Here is a 17678-nt window from a genome sequence, read left to right on the forward strand (position 1 = left end):
GTTTCTCAATGGTTAAGAATATGTTACAATAAAAGCATGAATACAAAGATATCTTTTTCCTCATTGATTTTTCCTGAGCAATTACGAACTTATATAGAGGGGGCAAGCCTTTCTGACAGCTCTTCTCATTCAGGCGCAAGGGTCCTTTATCTTGACTCAGGTTACTATTTAAAAATAGATCAAAAGGGAAGATTAGAGCGAGAAGCTAGCATTGCAAGGTGGTTTGAAACCAAAGGACTGGGAACTCCGGTTATCGAATATCTATCTAAAGATAAAGACTACCTCCTGACTAAAGAGGCTATTGGTCGTAATGCTCTCGCTTTTTTAGATCAGCCAGAAAAAATCTGCCGAACAATGGCAGAGGCTCTTAAAAAGCTTCACAGCTTAAACCCACAAAATTTTCCATCAGAAAATCATTTAAAATCCTATAAAGACAGAGCCTTTAAAAACTATGAAAAAGGGGAGTTCTATGCCAAGGCGCTCCTACCCCAATTCCAGATTAACAGTCGCGAAGAGGCCTTCCAACTCATCCAAGAACAAGGGTACCTTTTAGAAACAGATGCCTTTATTCACGGGGATGCCTGTCTACCAAACTTTATTCTCAAAGATGCTAGCCATTTCTCTTGCTTTATTGATCTTGGTTTGGCTGATTTCAGTGATCGGCATATCGATCTCTTTTGGGCAATTTGGTCCCTCAATTACAACTTAAAAGACCCCAAATATGCTGAACTATTTCTCGACTGTTACGGGAGAGAGCTAGTTGATAGCAACAAACTTCGACTCGTTGCCGCCTTTGAAGCATTTGGGTAAGAGGAAAATATGAAAATCACAAAACTGGAAAAGAAAAAAAGACTCTATCTGCTCGAACTTGATATCGACCAAACCTGCTATATTACAGAGGATACCATTGTTCGCTTTATGTTAACAAAAGGGAAAGAGATTTCAGCTGAGGAACTAACTGAGATTAAATCCTTTGCGCAATTTTCCTACAGTAAAAATCTAGCTCTCTACCACTTATCCTTCATGGCCCGTACTGAAAAAGAAGTTAGAGATTATCTTGCCAAACATGAAATTGATGAGAAAATCATTCAACAAGTCATTCAGTCTCTAAAGGACGACAATTGGATCAATGATCGTCAGTATGCCTACGCTATTATCAATTCCAATCAACTTTCAGGAGATAAGGGAAGCTATATGCTGATGCAGAAGATTTCTCAAAAAGGGGTTGCTAAGTCTATCATCCAAGAAGTTTTACAAGAATTTGATCTGACGGAAGTCGCAGAGCGTACAGCCGAAAAACTACTGAAAAAATATCAGGGTAAATTGCCTGCTCGCGCTCTACAAGATAAGATAATCCAAAATCTTACTAACAAAGGGTTTTCCTACTCGGAAGCTAAAACAGCCTTTGACCAACTGGATAACCAGATAGAAGAGGAAACCGTTCAGGAGCTAATCTTTAAAGAGTTGGATAAGCAATATCGAAAATATTCGCGGAAGTATGAAGGATACGAACTCAAGCAGCGTTTGACCCAAGTTTTAGCACGAAAAGGCTACGATTTTTCGGATATAGCCAGCGCTCTCAGAGAATATCTTTAATTTTTTCATAAAAAAACTAAGAACTTTAAACAAAAATGTGATACAATAGTAAACGATAAACTTATAAATTGTAGAAAGTTGGTTAGTTATGAGACTTCCAAAAGAAGGCGACTTTATTACAATTCAAAGTTATAAGCATGATGGGAGTCTTCACCGCACTTGGCGAGACACCATGGTACTAAAAACAACAGAGAACGCTATTATCGGCGTCAATGACCATACACTCGTTACCGAGAGTGATGGTCGTCGTTGGGTGACTAGAGAACCGGCTATTGTTTACTTTCACAAGAAATATTGGTTTAATATTATCGCTATGATTCGTGATAATGGTATTTCCTACTACTGCAATATGGCAAGTCCTTACTATCTGGATGAAGAAGCTTTAAAATACATTGACTATGATTTGGATGTTAAAGTTTTTACAGATGGTGAGAAACGCCTCTTGGACGTTGAGGAGTATGAACGACACAAGCGAAAAATGAAGTATTCTTCTGATCTAGACTATATTCTGAAAGAGCATGTTAAGATTCTTGTTGATTGGATTAACAATGAGCGAGGTCCTTTCTCAGAAGCCTATGTCAACATTTGGTACAAACGCTACGTAGAACTAAAGAATCGGTAAAGTTGTCAGAGGTCAGGATTAAAATCCTGACCTCGTTTTTTTATAAGCAAAAAACCTGCCACATTGGGCAGGTTTTCGTCTAAATATCTAATTTCGTAACAGTAAATTTAATATGGGAATAGTCTTTCTCGATATCCTTATCTACCATAAAGGCGGTTGCATCCTTTTTGACCTGTACCAAGTCAATATTCTGTGCTTGAGCTGCATAGACACAGCCACAGTAGCATTGGCGATAGATGTCATACTCTTCACACATCTCTACAGAACGTTTATAGCCTTGATTTTTCTTAAAGTCGCTCGGAAGATAATGAGTGGTGTAAATTTTCTGCACATCAATCCCGATACTATTGATGGTTTGTGAATTTTTGTGAGGACTGATAGTCAGGGCTGAACCGAAGTAGTCAAATCCTAAGTCCATAGCCACTTGGGCTGTCTTGTCCAAGCGATAGTCAAAACAAACCTTGCAACGATCGCCACCTTCAGGTTCTTCTTCCAAACCTCTGACCAGCTGACGGTATTCGTTGGGTTCATAGGGTGCTTCTAGATATTGAACCTTGTTGCCAGTTCGTTCATTGAAATCACTGACAAACTTTTTTGTCACATAGGCACGCTTATGATACTCAGCTTTAGGATGGATATTTGAATTAGCAAAATAAATGGTTACATCTGCATACTTGGTCAAATACTCTAAAGTATAGGTGCTACAAGGAGCACAACAGACGTGCATGAGAATGGTTGGTCTTTCTTCATTTTTTTCCCAAACTTGAACCATCTTTTGCATGACACGGTCATAGTTGATCTTTTGATTGGGATTCATCTTACTTAGAATTTCTTCTACATCGATCATACTCTTCTCCTTTTCCTCTTGCTATTGTACCACAGGATAATTCTTTGGGCAAATAGGTTTTCGTGCTTTACTAAGTTTTTAAGTCCTTATCTAATAGCTTGCCCATCCTTGTCAGACTGATTATTAATATAGGATAAATTAAAAGCAAGATAAGACCTAGAACTAAAAAGACCGCTACAAGACCCCAACGATCAATCATCCAGCCTGTCAACGGGAAAATGACAATCATAGATAAACTAAAGAGCATGGAATTGATACTAAGCATAGTTGCTCTTACACTGGAAGGTAAATAACCTTGTAAGTCATTGAAATAGATTGGCTGATAAACTGCATAAAATGTATCAGTTAAAAGATATACAAGAAGAAAAGCAAAGGGGGTTCCTGAAAACACCAACAACAAGGCCAAGCCCGTTAGTGCAACAAGAGTCGGAAAAACTCGATTACTATTCCATTTTTTACCGATTTGACTAGCTACATAAACCGCTATAAGATTTAAGCTACTACCAATAAGCATAACCAGTGAAACCTGCCATCCTGCTAAGTCACTTATTTTCTGCTGATAATAAAAGTAAAACATACACATGAGTGTCCCTACTAGCTGATAAGTCAGCATCCAGTAAAAGAGTATTGGTTTTTCCTTCCATTCTTTACGAACTTGCTGGACAATCATTTTAAAGGTTAAGACTTCATTTTTCTCTCTCTTAGCCATTGGTTCTTTCATAAAATAAATCAAAATGATAGAAAGAAATGAAAATCCTATAGCAATCAGATAGGTCCAGGCAAGTGCTCCGTGAATGAAGAAGCCTGCCACAACTGTACCTAGGGTTCGGGTGACTTCTGCCACACCAGATAAAAAGCTAGAAATCTGAAGATATCGGTCCTTTTGACCCGCTTCAACCGCCGAATCATATAAGAAAGCGGTACTGGTTCCCGAGTCAAAATTATAGGACCAAGCACTGACCATCATGGCAAGAGCATAGATCCAAAAATTCCCCTGACCAAACAAAATCAAGATAGAGGATACAATACTAGCCAAGCGAGCCAAATAGAGATTGGTCTTGTAACTAAATCGATCTGCTAACATACCAGATGGGATTTCACACAAGAGACTTGTCCCATGAAAAATACTCTCTAATAGACCGATTTGAAGTAAGGAAAGACCATTCTGAATAAAAAATAAAATCCAAAAACTGGTAATCCCAAAATAAGAAGTGAATTCCAGACCTGCTAAGAGTGGAATATTGCGTTTGTAAGTTCTTTTAAACATTGTTTTCTCTCTTTCAATATGTAATATGAGTTTTTCTAAAAGACTTACTTAAAGTTGCCTACATTTTCTCCACCTCTTTCATTTAAAGTAATACTCAATGAAAATCAAAGAGCAAACTAGGAAGCTAGCCACAGGCTGTACTTGAGTACGGCAAGGTGAAGCTGACGTAGTTTGAATTTGATTTTCGAAGAGTATAAAAACGCCAGACGGCGTTTTTATGGCTATTAAGGTTTAATACGGTGCAACATACGTGGGAATGGAATAGCTTCACGGATGTGTTTTGTACCTGCTGCGAAGGTTACCATACGCTCGATACCAATACCAAATCCACCGTGTGGTACTGTACCGTATTTACGAAGATCAAGATAGAATTCATATTCTGTACGATCCATACCAAGAGATTCCATCTTCGCTACAAGGGCATCGTAGTCTTCCTCACGCATTGAACCACCGATGATTTCTCCGTAACCTTCTGGTGCGAGCAAGTCTGCACAAAGTACGCGATCTGGGTTACCAGGAACTGGTTTCATGTAGAAGGCCTTGATGTCTGCTGGGTAGTTAATCACGAAGGTTGGTACACCAAAGTGGTTTGAAATCCATGTTTCGTGTGGTGAACCAAAGTCATCACCATGCTCGAGATGTTCGTAGTCTGCATCTTCATCATTTTCATGCTCTTGCAAGAGATCAATGGCTTCATCGTAAGTGATACGTTTGAATGGCTCTGCAATGTAGCGTTTCAAGAGCTCTGTATCACGTTCCAAGGTTTCCAAGGCTTGAGGGGCACGATCAAGAACACCTTGAAGCAAAGCTTTGACATAAGCTTCTTGCAAGTCAAGTGACTCATCATGTGTCAAATAAGAGTACTCCGCATCCATCATCCAGAACTCAGTCAAGTGACGTCGAGTCTTAGATTTTTCAGCACGGAATACAGGACCAAAGTCAAAGACGCGACCAAGAGCCATAGCACCAGCTTCAAGATAAAGCTGACCAGATTGACTCAAGTAGGCTGGTGTTCCAAAGTAGTCAGTTTCAAACAGTTCAGTTGAATCTTCTGCAGCATTTCCTGAAAGAATTGGGCTATCAAACTTCATGAAGCCATTTTTATCAAAGAACTCATAAGTTGCATAGATGATAGCATTACGGATTTGCATGACAGCTACTTGTTTGCGTGAACGAAGCCACAAGTGACGGTTGTCCATCAAGAAGTCTGTTCCATGTTCTTTTGGAGTGATTGGGTAATCTTGAGATTCACCGATAACTTCGATGTCTGTAATATCCAATTCGTAACCAAATTTAGAACGCTCATCTTCTTTAACAATCCCTGTCACGAAAACAGATGTTTCTTGACTTAGACGTTTGATGGTGTCAAATTTTTCAAGACCTACTTCTTCTCCAAATTTTTCGATAAAGTTTGGTTTAAAAGCCACACCTTGGAAAAAGGCTGTTCCATCACGCAATTGCAAGAAAGCAATTTTCCCTTTTCCTGATTTGTTGGCAACCCAAGCACCGATAGTGACTTCTTGACCAACGTAATCTTTTACTTCGATAATTGTTACACGTTTTGTCATCATTTATCTTCCTTTTTTCGTTTAACTTGTCCAAAGACATTATTACCCACTATTGTACCACAAATAATGGCTGATAGCTAGCTTGTTTGATAGAAATTCATAAGTTTTTAGCTACAAAAACCTCCGCCAAAAGGACGGAGGTTTAACTTCTTATTTTTCCATAAATTGGTGCAAACGACGAATGGCTTCTTTTAGAGTTTCCAAGTCTGTTGCGTAGCTGAGACGAACATTTTCTGGTGCTCCAAATCCGGCTCCTGTAATCAAGGCCAGACCAACTTCCTCAAGGATAGCCGTTGTAAATGCTGTTACATCGCTATAACCTTTCATCTCCATAGCTTTTTTGACATTTGGAAAGAGATAGAAAGCTCCTTGTGGTTTGACAACTTCAAAACCAGGGACTTGGCACAAGAGAGGATAAATGGTATTGAGACGTTCCTCAAAAGCCTGACGCATAGTTTCTACAGAGTCTTGCGGTCCAGTTAGCGCTTCAATCGTTGCATATTGAGACACTGCTGTCAGATTTGAAGTTGTTTGACCTGTCAATTTACTCATGGCAGCAATGATTTCTGGATCACCCACTGCATAACCTACACGCCAACCTGTCATTGCGTAGGCTTTTGATACCCCGTTAATGACAATGGTTTGCTTGCGAATGGCTTCTGATAGACTAGAGATTGGGACGAATTCATTTCCGTTATAGACCAAACGACCATAAATATCATCTGCTAGGATGAGAATGTCATGTTCAACAGCCCAATTTCCAATGGCCAAGAGTTCCTCACGAGAATAGATCATACCGGTAGGATTAGATGGTGAATTAAGAACCAAGACCTTGGTCTTATCTGTACGAGCTGCTTCTAATTGCTCAACAGTCACTTTAAAGTGATTGTCTTCCTTGGCTTGAACAAAGACTGGAACACCTTCAGCCATTTTCACTTGATCCCCATAGCTAACCCAGTAAGGTGTTGGAATGATAACCTCATCTCCAGGATTAATCACAGCCATAAAGAAAGTATAAAGGGAGAACTTGGCACCAGTAGCAAAAGTGACTTCATTAGCCGCTACAGAATAACCATAATAGCGTTCAAAATAGGTATTGACCGCTGCTTTTAATTCAGGCAAACCTGAAGCTACCGTATAGAAAGAAGCACGTCCATCTCGAATAGCCTCAACAGCAGCATCTTGAATATTTTCAGGAGTATGAAAATCGGGCTGACCTAAAGTTAAGAAAAGAACATCTTTTCCTTCAGCCTTTAACTTCTTTGCTCTTGCATCACTAGCCAGAGTGACGCTTTCTTCCATTTCTAAGACACGTTTAGATAATTTCATAGTTTCTCCTTTTCAATTAGGGCACCAGTTTCAAAATCCACTAGATAATAGTCTCCTCCAGACTTGATTTCCCAGACAGGCTTATCAGCATACCGCCCAAAGGTAATCGTGTCAATCTCAGTTGCTCCTTTTTCTCTGACAACTGCTTCTGCTTTTTCTTGTGAAGTGCCACTTTCTAGTTGATACACATAGATTTTTTGACTATTTTTCTCAATTAAAACAGCTACTGGTTTTTGATTCTTGTCTTGGCCAAGGACACTATAATAGCTCTCTAAACCATTGAAGAAATCAACCTGGCTGACCGTTTTTAGATTCGCATACTGCTTGGCAAGTTTTTCCCCTTCTACCTTCGCTGTCTGATAAGGCTTCATGCTAAGCCACACCAAATAGAGAAAGGAAGAAGTCACAACTAGTACCAGCAGGGTCATACCAATACCGTACTGAATTAATAAGGAATTTTTTTCTTTTTTCTGTCTCATTTTCACTCGTCTATTTTACCATCTATCCAAGTGAATTACAAGTGAATAAAGGAGAAGGATTTGTCTCGGAACTTCTCTTATGACAGGAATATATGACGCTTGAATCATTGATTTCACAGACTTTTCCTAATCTCTACTCCTAAAAATAATCTTGACTATCATCGATTTTTATTTTCTGGGCAAATTTCTTGCAAATGATTTCGTTTTGTTGTAATATTGTTTATAACAACAGAGAAAGCCCTGATTAAAATATAAAGGAGACTCCCTATGTCTAAAAAAGTATTATTTATCGCTGGTTCACTTCGTGAAGGTTCCTTCAACCACCAAATGGCGCTAGAAGCCGAAAAAGCTCTTGCAGGAAAAGCTGAGATTAGCTACCTTGACTACTCAGCAATCCCACTTTTTAACCAAGAACTTGAAGTTCCAACTCTTCCAGCTGTAGCAGCAGCTCGTGAAGCTGTTCTGGCTGCTGATGCTATCTGGATTTTCTCTCCAGTCTACAACTTCTCAATTCCTGGAACAGTGAAAAACTTGCTTGACTGGCTTTCACGCGCAATTGACTTGTCTGACACTCGTGGAGCATCTGCTCTTCAAGATAAAATCGTTACTGTGTCTTCAGTAGCAAATGCAGGTCATGAACAACTCTTTGCAATCTACAAAGACCTCTTGCCATTCATCCGTACACAAGTTGTAGGTGAATTCACTGCAGCTCGTATCAATGATTCTGCTTGGGTAGATGGTAAACTAGTCCTTGAAGACAGTGTTACTACTTCACTAAAACAACAAGCTGAAGACTTGGTTCAGGCTATTCAATAATTGAATTGAAAAAAGATAGTAGAAAATGTTAGTTTCTACTATCTTTTTCTTAATCAACTAATTCATCAATCATACTATGTTTTAGTGGTAAACTACACATCACTAACAGGAAAATAAAAGATGATTGAATCCAAAAGAGAGCCAAATCAAAAATTCCGTGCACAGCTACTACTGTCAAGAAAGAGAGGTAAAGTCCAAGGATAGGACGCTTACTAGGTACTTGACTCATATCAATCAACATTCGTACTGGAGTGGCAGAAGCAATCCCCAAGAGAACGGTACCGACAACTCCATAACTCAAAATCGTATCTATATAAATACTATGAGCATGTTCATGATAAGGTGCTCCAATACGGGGATAAGAATGCATATAGGTTAGTGGCCCTTCCCCCCAGAAGGGATTTTGTTTAAACAAGGCCATTCCAGCATTCCAGATAGAAACACGTTCTTCCATAGATGAATCTAAGGTTCCCATTCGAACACCTAAATCACTCGAAAATAGAAAGGCTAAACCAACACCAAAAACTCCAATACTAAGCCAGAATGCACGCCAGTTTTTAATGGTCGTGAAGAGGTAAATGATGGCTCCAAAGATGATGGCTGGAAAAGCTGTACGATTCTGCGTAAAGTTTAAACCGAATAAATTAGCAAAGATGGCAATCATAGAAAAGATTCGTAACCACCTTAACTTAGTTGTGCTAATCAGGTAAAAGCCAATCATGATACAGAAACAACAGATAATTCCATAGTAATTGGGATTAAAGAAGGCAACCTCCGCTCGGTTTTGATGCCAAACTTGCATTCGTGGTGAGAGGAAGGTATAATCAAATTTCTTTACAATTTGGAAATGTTCCAAGGCTGCAAAGGCTGCTGCCAAGACACTCGAGGCTAAAACTCCTTCAATCGTCAACCTAAAAAATTTAGGAGTCAATTGAGCTTGGTAATAGTAAAAGAAAATGGCAAACAGAAACATGGCCACCGAAGAAACTACTCCCATCACATTTTGTGCTAGAAGAGAAATTGCAGTGCTATAGGCAATAAAAAAGAGTAAGACCGGATGTTGAAACAAACGTTTCAAAATCCCCTTCATCTCCCCGGTATATACTAACCAAAGTAAGTAAGAGATAAAAATAATAACAAAAAGATAAAAAGGAAGAAAAATACTCAGAATAACTCCCAAAAGAAGTCCTTCTTGTTTCGATAAACTTTTTAACTTTTCAATGACACCTATTGATTTCACAACAGATCCTTTCCTTCTGAATATCACATTCAGATAAATAAGTTATTAAAACATTTTACCATTTTTCAAGCGATTTGAAAACCTCTTTGCCTCTATCATCCTAACTAAAACTGGGTAAAATTTTATAGTTAGCTAAGATTACTTGAAAATCACTCTCCCTTTTTTAAAAATATGGTACAATAAATCTAATTATTCCAGAAAGGGGCTAGCATGAAATCCTATCAAGAAGTCTATAAAATACTAGCTACTGAGACTGATTATCTAAGCGGAGAAAAAATAGCTGAGAGATTAAACCTATCTCGAACTTCAGTATGGAAAGCTATCCAACGTCTCCAGCAAGAGGGACTGGAGATTGACAGTATCAAAAATCGTGGGTATAAACTTCTGGACGGTGACCTTATCTTACCTCAGGAAATCGAAGCGAATAGTCCCATTACTGTCCTGTTTAAACCATCGACTAAATCTACCCAAACCGATGCCAAAGAGGCTATGGAAGCTGGTGCAAAAGGAGATAGGCTCTACCTTTCCACTAGTCAAACCATGGGACGTGGCCGTTTTCAACGTCCTTATTACTCACCTGATAAGGGGGGAATTTACATGTCCCTTCACCTACAGCCCAATCTCCCTTATCAGAATCTTCCTGCCTATACACTTCTAACAGCTGGAGCTATCTACAAGGCTATCAAAAACCTTAGTTTAATCGACGTGGATATCAAGTGGGTCAATGACATTTACCTGAACCAGAAAAAAATTGCTGGTATTCTAACCGAAGCCATTACCTCCGTCGAAACTGGACTCGTTACAGATGTTATCATTGGGGTCGGAATCAACTTTTCTATCGCTGAATTTCCTAAGAATCTACAAACTAAAGCTGGAAGCTTATTTTCTCAAAAGACTCCCATTACTCGCAATGAATTGATTGCTGAAATCTGGAAATGTTTCTATGAAACAGAAGCCGATGAACTCCTCTATCTCTATAAAAATCGCTCAATCGTTTTAGGAAAAGAGATTTCCTTCAAGAAGGATCAAGAAATAATCACAGGAAAAGCCTGTGACATCTCTGACCAAGGACAACTGCAGATAGAATTAGCAAACGGTGAAAAGATTTGGCTCAATAGCGGCGAAGTTTCGCTGACTAAATGGTAGTTTTCATGGTAGTTTTCCTAGATTAAAAAAATCGACCTTTATTATTGAAGGTCGATTTTTTGATCTGTTATTTTTTCAAACGTTCAACGTCACGTGCAATGACTAATTCCTCGTCTGTTGGAATTACCAGTACTCGGACACTTGCTGCATCTGTCGAAATATCTCCGGTTGCACCAAAGACATTTTTCTCTGGATCTACATCACAACCGAACCAAGAAATCCCTGAAATGACAGCATCACGTACATGAACAGAATTTTCACCGATACCTGCCGTGAAAATAATGGCATCTGCTCCATTTAGGACAGCCAAGTACTGTCCGATGTGTTTTTGGATACGATCAACATACATTTCATAAGCCAAAGTAGCATCGTGATCTCCTGCCTCCATAGCAGCAATCACATCACGCATGTCACTAGATTTACCAGAAACACCCATCAATCCTGACTCACGATTGAGAATACGACTGATATCCTCAGGCTTGTTAAAGTCCTCTGTATATTGCATTAAATAAGGAATGATAGCAGGGTCAATATCCCCTGTACGAGTTCCCATCATTACACCACCAAGTGGAGTGAATCCCATTGAGGTATCAACAGATTTCCCATCCTTAACAGCTGTAATAGAGGCACCATTACCGATGTGACAGGTGATTAACTTCAACTCTTCAAGTGGACGCCCCAAAAGTTTTGCTGCTTCTTGAGCAACATACTGATGGCTAGTTCCATGGGCTCCGTACTTACGAACCTTGTTTTCTGTGTAATATTTTGTTGGTAGAGGATAGCGATAAGCTTTCTCTGGCATACTTGTATGGAAGGAAGTATCAAAAACAACGACACTCGTAATATCTGGCAATAATTCCTTGAAGGCACGAATACCCGCAGCATTTGCAGGGTTGTGCAATGGAGCAAGAAGACCTAACTCTTCAACTTTTTCAATTACATCACCTTCAACAACTGTAGACTCTTTAAAGTACTCTCCACCTGCAACGACACGGTGTCCTACACCAGTAATCTCATCATAAGATTTAATAATATCAAAACGAATCAAGTCATCAAGTAAGATTTTTACAGCCAAAGTGTGGTTTGCAATATCAAGAACTTGTTGCTCTGAACGACCATCAAATTTAACTGTAGAAATAGAATCTTTCAATCCAATTCGCTCAATCAACCCTTTTGCAAGCACTTTTTCTTCTGGCATTTGGTAAAGTTGCCATTTCAAGCTAGAGCTTCCAGCGTTAATTGCAATGGTTTTTGTCATAATGTTTCCCCTTTTTTAAGCGTTTTCAACTATTATATCAAAATTTATACTAGATTTCATGTTCTTGACACCAATTTTGAAAATTTTCCTTAAATTCCAACAAAATTTCAGGATCCCGAAGGCTAGTAAGTGGATAAACAAAGGGCTCTGTCCCTTCTCCCACCTTCTTTTGCAAAACAAAAATGGTCTTAGACTGGGCTCCTTGAGCGAATAGATCCTCTGGTAAAGCTACGATAGCTACTAGTTGAGCCTGATTAGTCAGCCAGGATTTCAAGAGGACACTCTGAGGACTCGTCAAAAGATCTGTTGGAGCAAGAAAAATAGCATAGCCTCCCGTCTTAAGATACTTGAGAGATTGCTCCATTAATAGATGATGAGCGTAAGTATGTTCATCCTTTGCTGCCACTTGGTAACGTGAGGCAATCTGATCGTCTGGGTAGTAGCCAATCGGGAGGTCGCTCACAATAATATCACTTTCTTTTAACACTTGTGGACGTACTGCATCTCCTTGGACAAAGCCCATTTGCAGATCCATAACTTCAGCCATACTTGCAGCCAGATCGATCAAGAGGTCATCTAGCTCAATCCCAAGGTAATCTACCTTTTTGTTCATGGACGTTAAGAAGCTGGCACCTAGAATTCCCATCCCAGAACCCAACTCTAATAAACTTAGATTTTCAGCAGGCCACAGTTGCTCTATCAGAAAAATCATCAAGTGACCAATGGCGTCTGGTGTAAACTGGTGATTTGCTTGGAGAGGTTCTGTTTGCGCTGCCTTCATTAATAAAAATTGGTAGGTTCGTAACCACTCTTCTTTTCGAAGAGCCAATCGTTTTAATGCTTGATTATTTTTCTTGACATCTTCCAGATTTGTCTGACCATCCAGATAGATTCCATTTTGCTCAATCAAGGCATCGTAAAAGTTTGTCGTCAAATCATTTTGAATGATTTGGACATTTTCTAGTAAATAGGTATATGCTTGTTCAATTTTTTCAAAATCCATACCCTTATCTTACCAAAAATAATGTCCTTTTTCCAGATTTTCATAATTGTGAAAATGAAAAAAAGAAAATCTACCTCCTCAGTAGACTTTCTCTGTTTAACATTTATTTCCAAACGCCATTGGCATCTACATAATAGCCATCTGGTGTGCGTGTTTTGCTAAGCATATTACCAGATGAAGCCAGATAGTACCACTTACCATTATCTTTGATCCAACCTGTTGCCATCGCACCAGAATCTTTTAGGTAATACCAAGAGCCCTTATCTTTGATCCAGCCTGTTGCCATGGAACCTGAGTCTTTTAGATAATACCAAGTACCACCATCTCTAAGCCAGCCTGTCGCCATTGAACCTGAGTCTTTTAGGTAATACCAAGAGCCGTTATCATATAACCAATCAGCTGAAATCATAGCTCCTGATGATTTAAAGGCATACCAGCTACCACCTTGATGAAGCCATGTTTGATTAAACATAACCCCTCTATCATCCATAAAATACCAGCTTCCCTGATCCTTAATCCAAGCATTTTGAACTAATTGACCTTGTTTTTGATAATACCAGTTTTGGTTTGATTTTAGCCAGCTAGCAGTTTCAAAGATTGGAGAAAGTTCTACATATGATCCACTGCTATTATATTGTCGAGCAATTTTTCCTGGTTTAATTAAATTAAGAGTTCCTTCTTCTTCACGCCAAGCAACAACAGATTTTCCTGATGTTACAGTTGGGAGCGTTGCAATATAAGACTCATTTACAGAATCCCATGAACTTTCTAAGATTTGGTCACCATCTAAAACAAAGTAGCCACTCTTAGCAGTATCTGAATCAACATCGTCAACTACTTTAGTCGACCAGGTCTTTACTTCATTTCCACTCTTAGCCTCTACTACAATATCCCCACGATATCCATAGGGGATATAAAAGTGCAAGAAACGTCCCTTATCTTCAGTTTTAGATACAGTTCTTTCCTCCGCTAAGAAGTTAGTATTTTGTTTTTCTCCATTCAATCTAACTGTCCATTCGATTTCGCTAGTACTAGGTAAATCTAACACTTTAATATTTACTTCATATCCATTATTAATCTTGCTGACTTTCCCATTCTCGTATCGAATGCCACCTTTAAATGCCCAGTCTTCTTTAAGTTCAAAAGCCTTTCCTGAATGAGGAAAAGCTAGTAAAACTAAACCTGCTAAAGACAAACTCAATAGTGTAATTTTTTTCATGAGATTTCCTCCTGTTTTTATCCATGTTAATTATATCACTATGTTGTTTTTTTGCAAGAGATATCCTAAATGTATATAGGAAAAACCTCTGAGATGACTCTCAAAGGTTTAATCATGACTATTTACTATTTTCAACCGCTGCTGTTACAAAAGCAGTGTAGAGTTCTTCTGGGCGGTTTGGACGACTTGAAAGCTCTGGGTGGTACTGACAAGCCACAAAGAATTTGTTTTCTGGAATTTCCACAATTTCTACCAAGCGGTTGTCTGGTGAAACGCCTGAAAAGACAAAACCTGCTCCTTCAAACTGTTCACGGAAAGCATTGTTAAATTCATAACGGTGACGGTGACGGCGTTGCACCACCTCTTTGTTATGATAAGCTGCCGCTGCCTTAGAACCACGTTTTAGCTTAGAAGGATAAAGTCCCAAACGAAGGGTACCACCCATGTCCTCAACATCAATCTGATCACGCATGATATCGATGATAGGATATTTGGTATCAGGATTTAGCTCTGCTGAATTAGCTCCTTCAAGTCCTAAGACATTACGGGCAAACTCGATACAGGTCAACTGCATACCCAAGCAGACTCCCAGCATTGGTACATCATTTTCACGCGCATAGCGAATCGCTTCAATCTTACCTTCTGTTCCACGTTGACCAAAACCACCCGGCACGATGATTCCGTCAGCGTCCGATAGGAGTTCTGCCACATTGTCAGCTGTCACATCGTTAGCATTAACCCAATCAATCTTGACTTCTGCATCATTGGCATAACCAGAATGTTTCAAAGCTTCAACAACGGAGATATAGGCATCTTGCAACTCAACATACTTACCGACAAGGGCAATCTTGACTTGTTTTTCGAGGTTCATGACCTTGTCAACCATAGCTGACCACTCTGTCATATCTGCTGCAGGCGCATCAATTTTCAAATGGTCACAGACGATTTGGTCCATACCTTGTGCTTGCAGATTCAGTGGAATTTGGTAAAGATGATCCACATCCAAGGACTCGATAACTGCTTCTGGCGCCACATCACAGAACTGGGCTAGTTTATTTTTAATCCCTTGTCCAGCTGGCTTTTCAGTACGGATGACTAACATATTAGGCTGGATTCCCAGACCACGCAATTCTTTGACAGAGTGTTGAGTTGGTTTGGTTTTCATTTCACCAGCTGCCTTGAGGTAAGGAAGCAAGGTTGTATGGATATACATGACATTATCAGCGCCGACATCTGCCTTCATCTGACGAAGAGCTTCTAAGAATGGAAGAGACTCGATATCGCCAACAGTTCCCCCAACCTCTGTAATAATAACATCAGAGTCAGTCGTAAGAGCAGCACGCTTGATTTTTTCTTTCAAAGCATCTGTAATATGAGGAATAACTTGGACAGTTGCACCAAGATATTCTCCACGACGTTCCTTGCGAAGAACTTCGCTGTAGATTTTACCAGTTGTCACATTTGAATATTTATTGAGATTGATATCAATAAAACGTTCATAGTGTCCTAGGTCCAAGTCTGTCTCAGCCCCATCATCAGTTACAAATACTTCCCCGTGCTGATATGGGCTCATGGTTCCTGGGTCGATATTGATATAAGGGTCAAATTTTTGAATGGTCACCTTCAAACCACGGTTTTTCAAAAGACGCCCAAGGCTCGCTGCAACGATCCCTTTCCCAATAGACGATACCACACCACCAGTGACAAAAATATATTTTGTAGACATAGATTCCTCTTTCTAAAATGCTCAAGGTCTTGTTCACTAACAGGGGATTGAGAAAACAAGACCTTCATCAATAACTACACCCCAAGAAGAAAAGCTTCCTGGAAAAACAAAAATAGCTCCCTAATAACTAGGGAGCTCCGACCTCTAAAAGAGGTGCCCGAACAATATATTACCTCAAAATGAAGCATTTGTCAAATAGAACAAATCGTTGACTTGCCATTCTATCTTGCAAAACTCATTCAAACTAAAAACTAAAAAAGAGGCTGGATCTAGGAAATCGAGACTTGATAGACCGACTCCAGCTCCAACCCCTTTTTATTTTTATTCTTCCTCTTCTTCAGAGTCTTCGTCGTCCTCTTCATTAAGATCGACTTCTTCATCTAGATCATCTGGGGCGATTTCATTAATTTCAGCATCGTAGGCTTCCACTTCATTCTTCTCATCATCTGGATTTTCATCATCATAAGAAAGAGCTGGATCTTCTTCGTATGCATCCTCGTCTTCTGGATCATCTGCACTGTAATCAATAGCATCTGCATCACCATCCATGAAGGCGTTGACACGTTTTTTCTTAGCCTTAGGTGCTACTTCTTCATCATCACTTTCTTCAAGAGCAATGATTTCCTCATCAATTTCATCGACTCCATACCATGAACGAAGCCCCCATTTGTTATCTCCAAGTGAGATAAAGCTACCGTCAAAGTTCAACTCTGTGTAGAACAAAGGCAAAGCTTCACGAATATCGCTATTAGAGGTACCGAGATAGTTTTGGATTTCATTAACCAAATCACTAAAATGCATTTCGTGATCACGACCACGGAGTTCCAAGATGGCACGAGCCACCTCAATCATAGATAGTTCACTTTTTTCTTGCCCAGCAAATACTTCTAATTCCAAAGCGTTTCTCCTCATTTTTTACTACTAACGCCAGAGTGGATAAACTCTGATCTCATTTTATCATGTACTCTTTATTGTACGATAATTTTGCCTAATAGTCAAAGGTTTAGAAGAAATAAATATGAAATATTTCAGCTAATTAATACTCAATGAAAATCAAAGAGCAAACTAGGAAGCTAGCCACAGGCTGTACTTGAGTACGGCAAGGCGACGCTGACGTGGTTTGAATTTGATTTTCGAAGAGTATAAAAGACCTGGGAGATACACTCACAGGTCTTTTGACTTATTTATGACTCAAGGATGCAGCTCCAATGCCAACCACAAACTGCAAGAGGATTCCTACCTAGATAAAGGATCATTTGTTGCGCCAGATTAAGTAAAAGGTCCCTTTCAGGTCCTGCCAGTAGTTCCGTTTCATAATGTCTCACTTCCATTCTATCATTCCCCTAGAATAGCGGAAAAGCCTCTCTCTATCAATCATTTATCACAAAGAAAAAAGGCTGGGAAAACCAGCCATTTTCACACTATTCTGCTAAGAGTACTTCCTTAATCGTTTGTTTTTGGAGTTTTCTGTTTGATAGATAAAAGAGGCTTTCATATACCAAAGCAAAACCGATCAAAGTCCAGAAGCAAACATTCCCATCAAAGTGATGCTCAATCTTTTC

16 protein-coding genes and 1 pseudogene are annotated in these 17678 nt (G+C 39.4%); 5 read left to right on the top strand and 12 right to left on the bottom strand.

What is annotated here, in order from left to right; all coding sequences use genetic code 11:
- Positions 1–36 precede the first annotated feature (36 nt).
- The 3 genes from ADH90_RS05055 (at position 37) to ADH90_RS05065 (ending at position 2218) form a co-directional block, all read left to right on the top strand.
- The gene (locus ADH90_RS05055; RefSeq protein WP_049530233.1) at positions 37–810 is read left to right on the top strand and encodes an aminoglycoside 3'-phosphotransferase; all 774 of its coding nucleotides are present in this window, start codon (positions 37–39) and stop codon (positions 808–810) included.
- A gap of 9 nt (positions 811–819) precedes the next feature.
- Positions 820–1596 carry a recombination regulator RecX gene (gene recX / locus ADH90_RS05060; RefSeq protein WP_049530235.1) on the top strand — a complete coding sequence of 259 codons (777 nt, stop codon included), beginning with the start codon at positions 820–822 and terminating at the stop codon, positions 1594–1596.
- Positions 1597–1684: 88 nt separating this feature from the next.
- Positions 1685–2218, top strand: coding sequence for a nucleoside tri-diphosphate phosphatase (locus tag ADH90_RS05065; RefSeq protein WP_049530236.1), 534 nt, complete (start codon positions 1685–1687; stop codon positions 2216–2218).
- 79 nt (positions 2219–2297) lie between these two features.
- Here ADH90_RS05065 and ADH90_RS05070 read toward each other — a convergent pair whose 3' ends face one another.
- The 5 genes from ADH90_RS05070 to ADH90_RS05090 form a co-directional block, all read right to left on the bottom strand.
- Entirely contained in the window at positions 2298–3065 is a 768-nt protein-coding gene (locus tag ADH90_RS05070) for an epoxyqueuosine reductase QueH (RefSeq protein WP_000567559.1), read from the bottom strand.
- 70 nt (positions 3066–3135) lie between these two features.
- Positions 3136–4332 carry an MFS transporter gene (locus ADH90_RS05075; protein WP_049530237.1) on the bottom strand — a complete coding sequence of 399 codons (1197 nt, stop codon included), beginning with the start codon at positions 4330–4332 and terminating at the stop codon, positions 3136–3138.
- A gap of 224 nt (positions 4333–4556) precedes the next feature.
- Complete coding sequence (gene asnS / locus ADH90_RS05080) at positions 4557–5900, bottom strand: asparagine--tRNA ligase (protein ID WP_049530249.1); 1344 nt, start codon at positions 5898–5900, stop codon at positions 4557–4559.
- A 150-nt stretch (positions 5901–6050) separates the two neighbouring features.
- Positions 6051–7229 carry a pyridoxal phosphate-dependent aminotransferase gene (locus ADH90_RS05085; RefSeq protein ID WP_049530238.1) on the bottom strand — a complete coding sequence of 393 codons (1179 nt, stop codon included), beginning with the start codon at positions 7227–7229 and terminating at the stop codon, positions 6051–6053.
- On the bottom strand, positions 7226–7714 hold the full coding sequence (locus ADH90_RS05090) for a DUF5590 domain-containing protein (protein ID WP_049530239.1): 489 nt from the start codon (positions 7712–7714) through the stop codon (positions 7226–7228). The genes ADH90_RS05085 and ADH90_RS05090 overlap by 4 nt, the downstream gene beginning before the upstream one ends.
- 261 nt (positions 7715–7975) lie before the next feature.
- Here ADH90_RS05090 and ADH90_RS05095 point away from each other — a divergent pair, with 261 nt between their 5' ends.
- A complete protein-coding gene (locus tag ADH90_RS05095; protein WP_049530240.1) occupies positions 7976–8524 on the top strand; it encodes an NAD(P)H-dependent oxidoreductase in 549 nt (182 codons plus the stop codon).
- A gap of 49 nt (positions 8525–8573) precedes the next feature.
- On the opposite strand, the gene ADH90_RS05100 is transcribed toward ADH90_RS05095, so the two are convergent.
- Positions 8574–9764 carry an O-antigen ligase family protein gene (locus ADH90_RS05100; RefSeq protein WP_049530241.1) on the bottom strand — a complete coding sequence of 397 codons (1191 nt, stop codon included), beginning with the start codon at positions 9762–9764 and terminating at the stop codon, positions 8574–8576.
- A gap of 210 nt (positions 9765–9974) precedes the next feature.
- On the opposite strand from ADH90_RS05100, the gene birA reads away from it, so the two are divergent.
- Positions 9975–10910, top strand: coding sequence for a bifunctional biotin--[acetyl-CoA-carboxylase] ligase/biotin operon repressor BirA (gene birA, locus ADH90_RS05105; protein ID WP_049530242.1), 936 nt, complete (start codon positions 9975–9977; stop codon positions 10908–10910).
- Positions 10911–10977: 67 nt separating this feature from the next.
- On the opposite strand, the gene ADH90_RS05110 is transcribed toward birA, so the two are convergent.
- The 6 genes and pseudogenes from ADH90_RS05110 to ADH90_RS11145 form a co-directional block, all read right to left on the bottom strand.
- Entirely contained in the window at positions 10978–12168 is a 1191-nt protein-coding gene (locus tag ADH90_RS05110; protein WP_049530244.1) for an acetate kinase, read from the bottom strand.
- 49 nt (positions 12169–12217) lie between these two features.
- A complete protein-coding gene (locus tag ADH90_RS05115) occupies positions 12218–13171 on the bottom strand; it encodes a class I SAM-dependent methyltransferase (protein WP_049530245.1) in 954 nt (317 codons plus the stop codon).
- Between the two features lie 103 nt (positions 13172–13274).
- A complete protein-coding gene (locus ADH90_RS11740) occupies positions 13275–14390 on the bottom strand; it encodes an N-acetylmuramoyl-L-alanine amidase family protein (protein WP_049530246.1) in 1116 nt (371 codons plus the stop codon).
- Between the two features lie 118 nt (positions 14391–14508).
- Positions 14509–16116: a CTP synthase gene (locus tag ADH90_RS05125; RefSeq protein ID WP_049530247.1), complete on the bottom strand. Its 1608-nt coding sequence runs from the start codon at positions 16114–16116 to the stop codon at positions 14509–14511.
- Positions 16117–16437: 321 nt separating this feature from the next.
- A complete protein-coding gene (gene rpoE / locus ADH90_RS05130) occupies positions 16438–17013 on the bottom strand; it encodes a DNA-directed RNA polymerase subunit delta (RefSeq protein WP_000418422.1) in 576 nt (191 codons plus the stop codon).
- Positions 17014–17537: 524 nt separating this feature from the next.
- A pseudogene (locus ADH90_RS11145) lies at positions 17538–17678 on the bottom strand (ABC transporter permease); the annotation flags it as partial.

Source organism: Streptococcus pseudopneumoniae (assembly GCF_001073085.1).
Classification (GTDB): domain Bacteria; phylum Bacillota; class Bacilli; order Lactobacillales; family Streptococcaceae; genus Streptococcus; species Streptococcus pseudopneumoniae_M.

Excerpts from the sequence above, each read along its gene's own strand:
- ADH90_RS05055 (WP_049530233.1), top strand. The coding sequence starts at position 37 with ATGAATACAAAGATATCTTTTTCCTCATTGATTTTTCCTGAGCAATTA.
- birA (WP_049530242.1), top strand. The coding sequence starts at position 9,975 with ATGAAATCCTATCAAGAAGTCTATAAAATACTAGCTACTGAGACTGAT.
- asnS (WP_049530249.1), bottom strand. The coding sequence starts at position 5,900 with ATGACAAAACGTGTAACAATTATCGAAGTAAAAGATTACGTTGGTCAA.
- ADH90_RS11740 (WP_049530246.1), bottom strand. The coding sequence starts at position 14,390 with ATGAAAAAAATTACACTATTGAGTTTGTCTTTAGCAGGTTTAGTTTTA.
- ADH90_RS05070 (WP_000567559.1), bottom strand. The coding sequence starts at position 3,065 with ATGATCGATGTAGAAGAAATTCTAAGTAAGATGAATCCCAATCAAAAG.
- ADH90_RS05065 (WP_049530236.1), top strand. The coding sequence starts at position 1,685 with ATGAGACTTCCAAAAGAAGGCGACTTTATTACAATTCAAAGTTATAAG.
- ADH90_RS05095 (WP_049530240.1), top strand. The coding sequence starts at position 7,976 with ATGTCTAAAAAAGTATTATTTATCGCTGGTTCACTTCGTGAAGGTTCC.
- ADH90_RS05110 (WP_049530244.1), bottom strand. The coding sequence starts at position 12,168 with ATGACAAAAACCATTGCAATTAACGCTGGAAGCTCTAGCTTGAAATGG.
- ADH90_RS05125 (WP_049530247.1), bottom strand. The coding sequence starts at position 16,116 with ATGTCTACAAAATATATTTTTGTCACTGGTGGTGTGGTATCGTCTATT.
- ADH90_RS05075 (WP_049530237.1), bottom strand. The coding sequence starts at position 4,332 with ATGTTTAAAAGAACTTACAAACGCAATATTCCACTCTTAGCAGGTCTG.
- ADH90_RS05085 (WP_049530238.1), bottom strand. The coding sequence starts at position 7,229 with ATGAAATTATCTAAACGTGTCTTAGAAATGGAAGAAAGCGTCACTCTG.
- recX (WP_049530235.1), top strand. The coding sequence starts at position 820 with ATGAAAATCACAAAACTGGAAAAGAAAAAAAGACTCTATCTGCTCGAA.
- ADH90_RS05115 (WP_049530245.1), bottom strand. The coding sequence starts at position 13,171 with ATGGATTTTGAAAAAATTGAACAAGCATATACCTATTTACTAGAAAAT.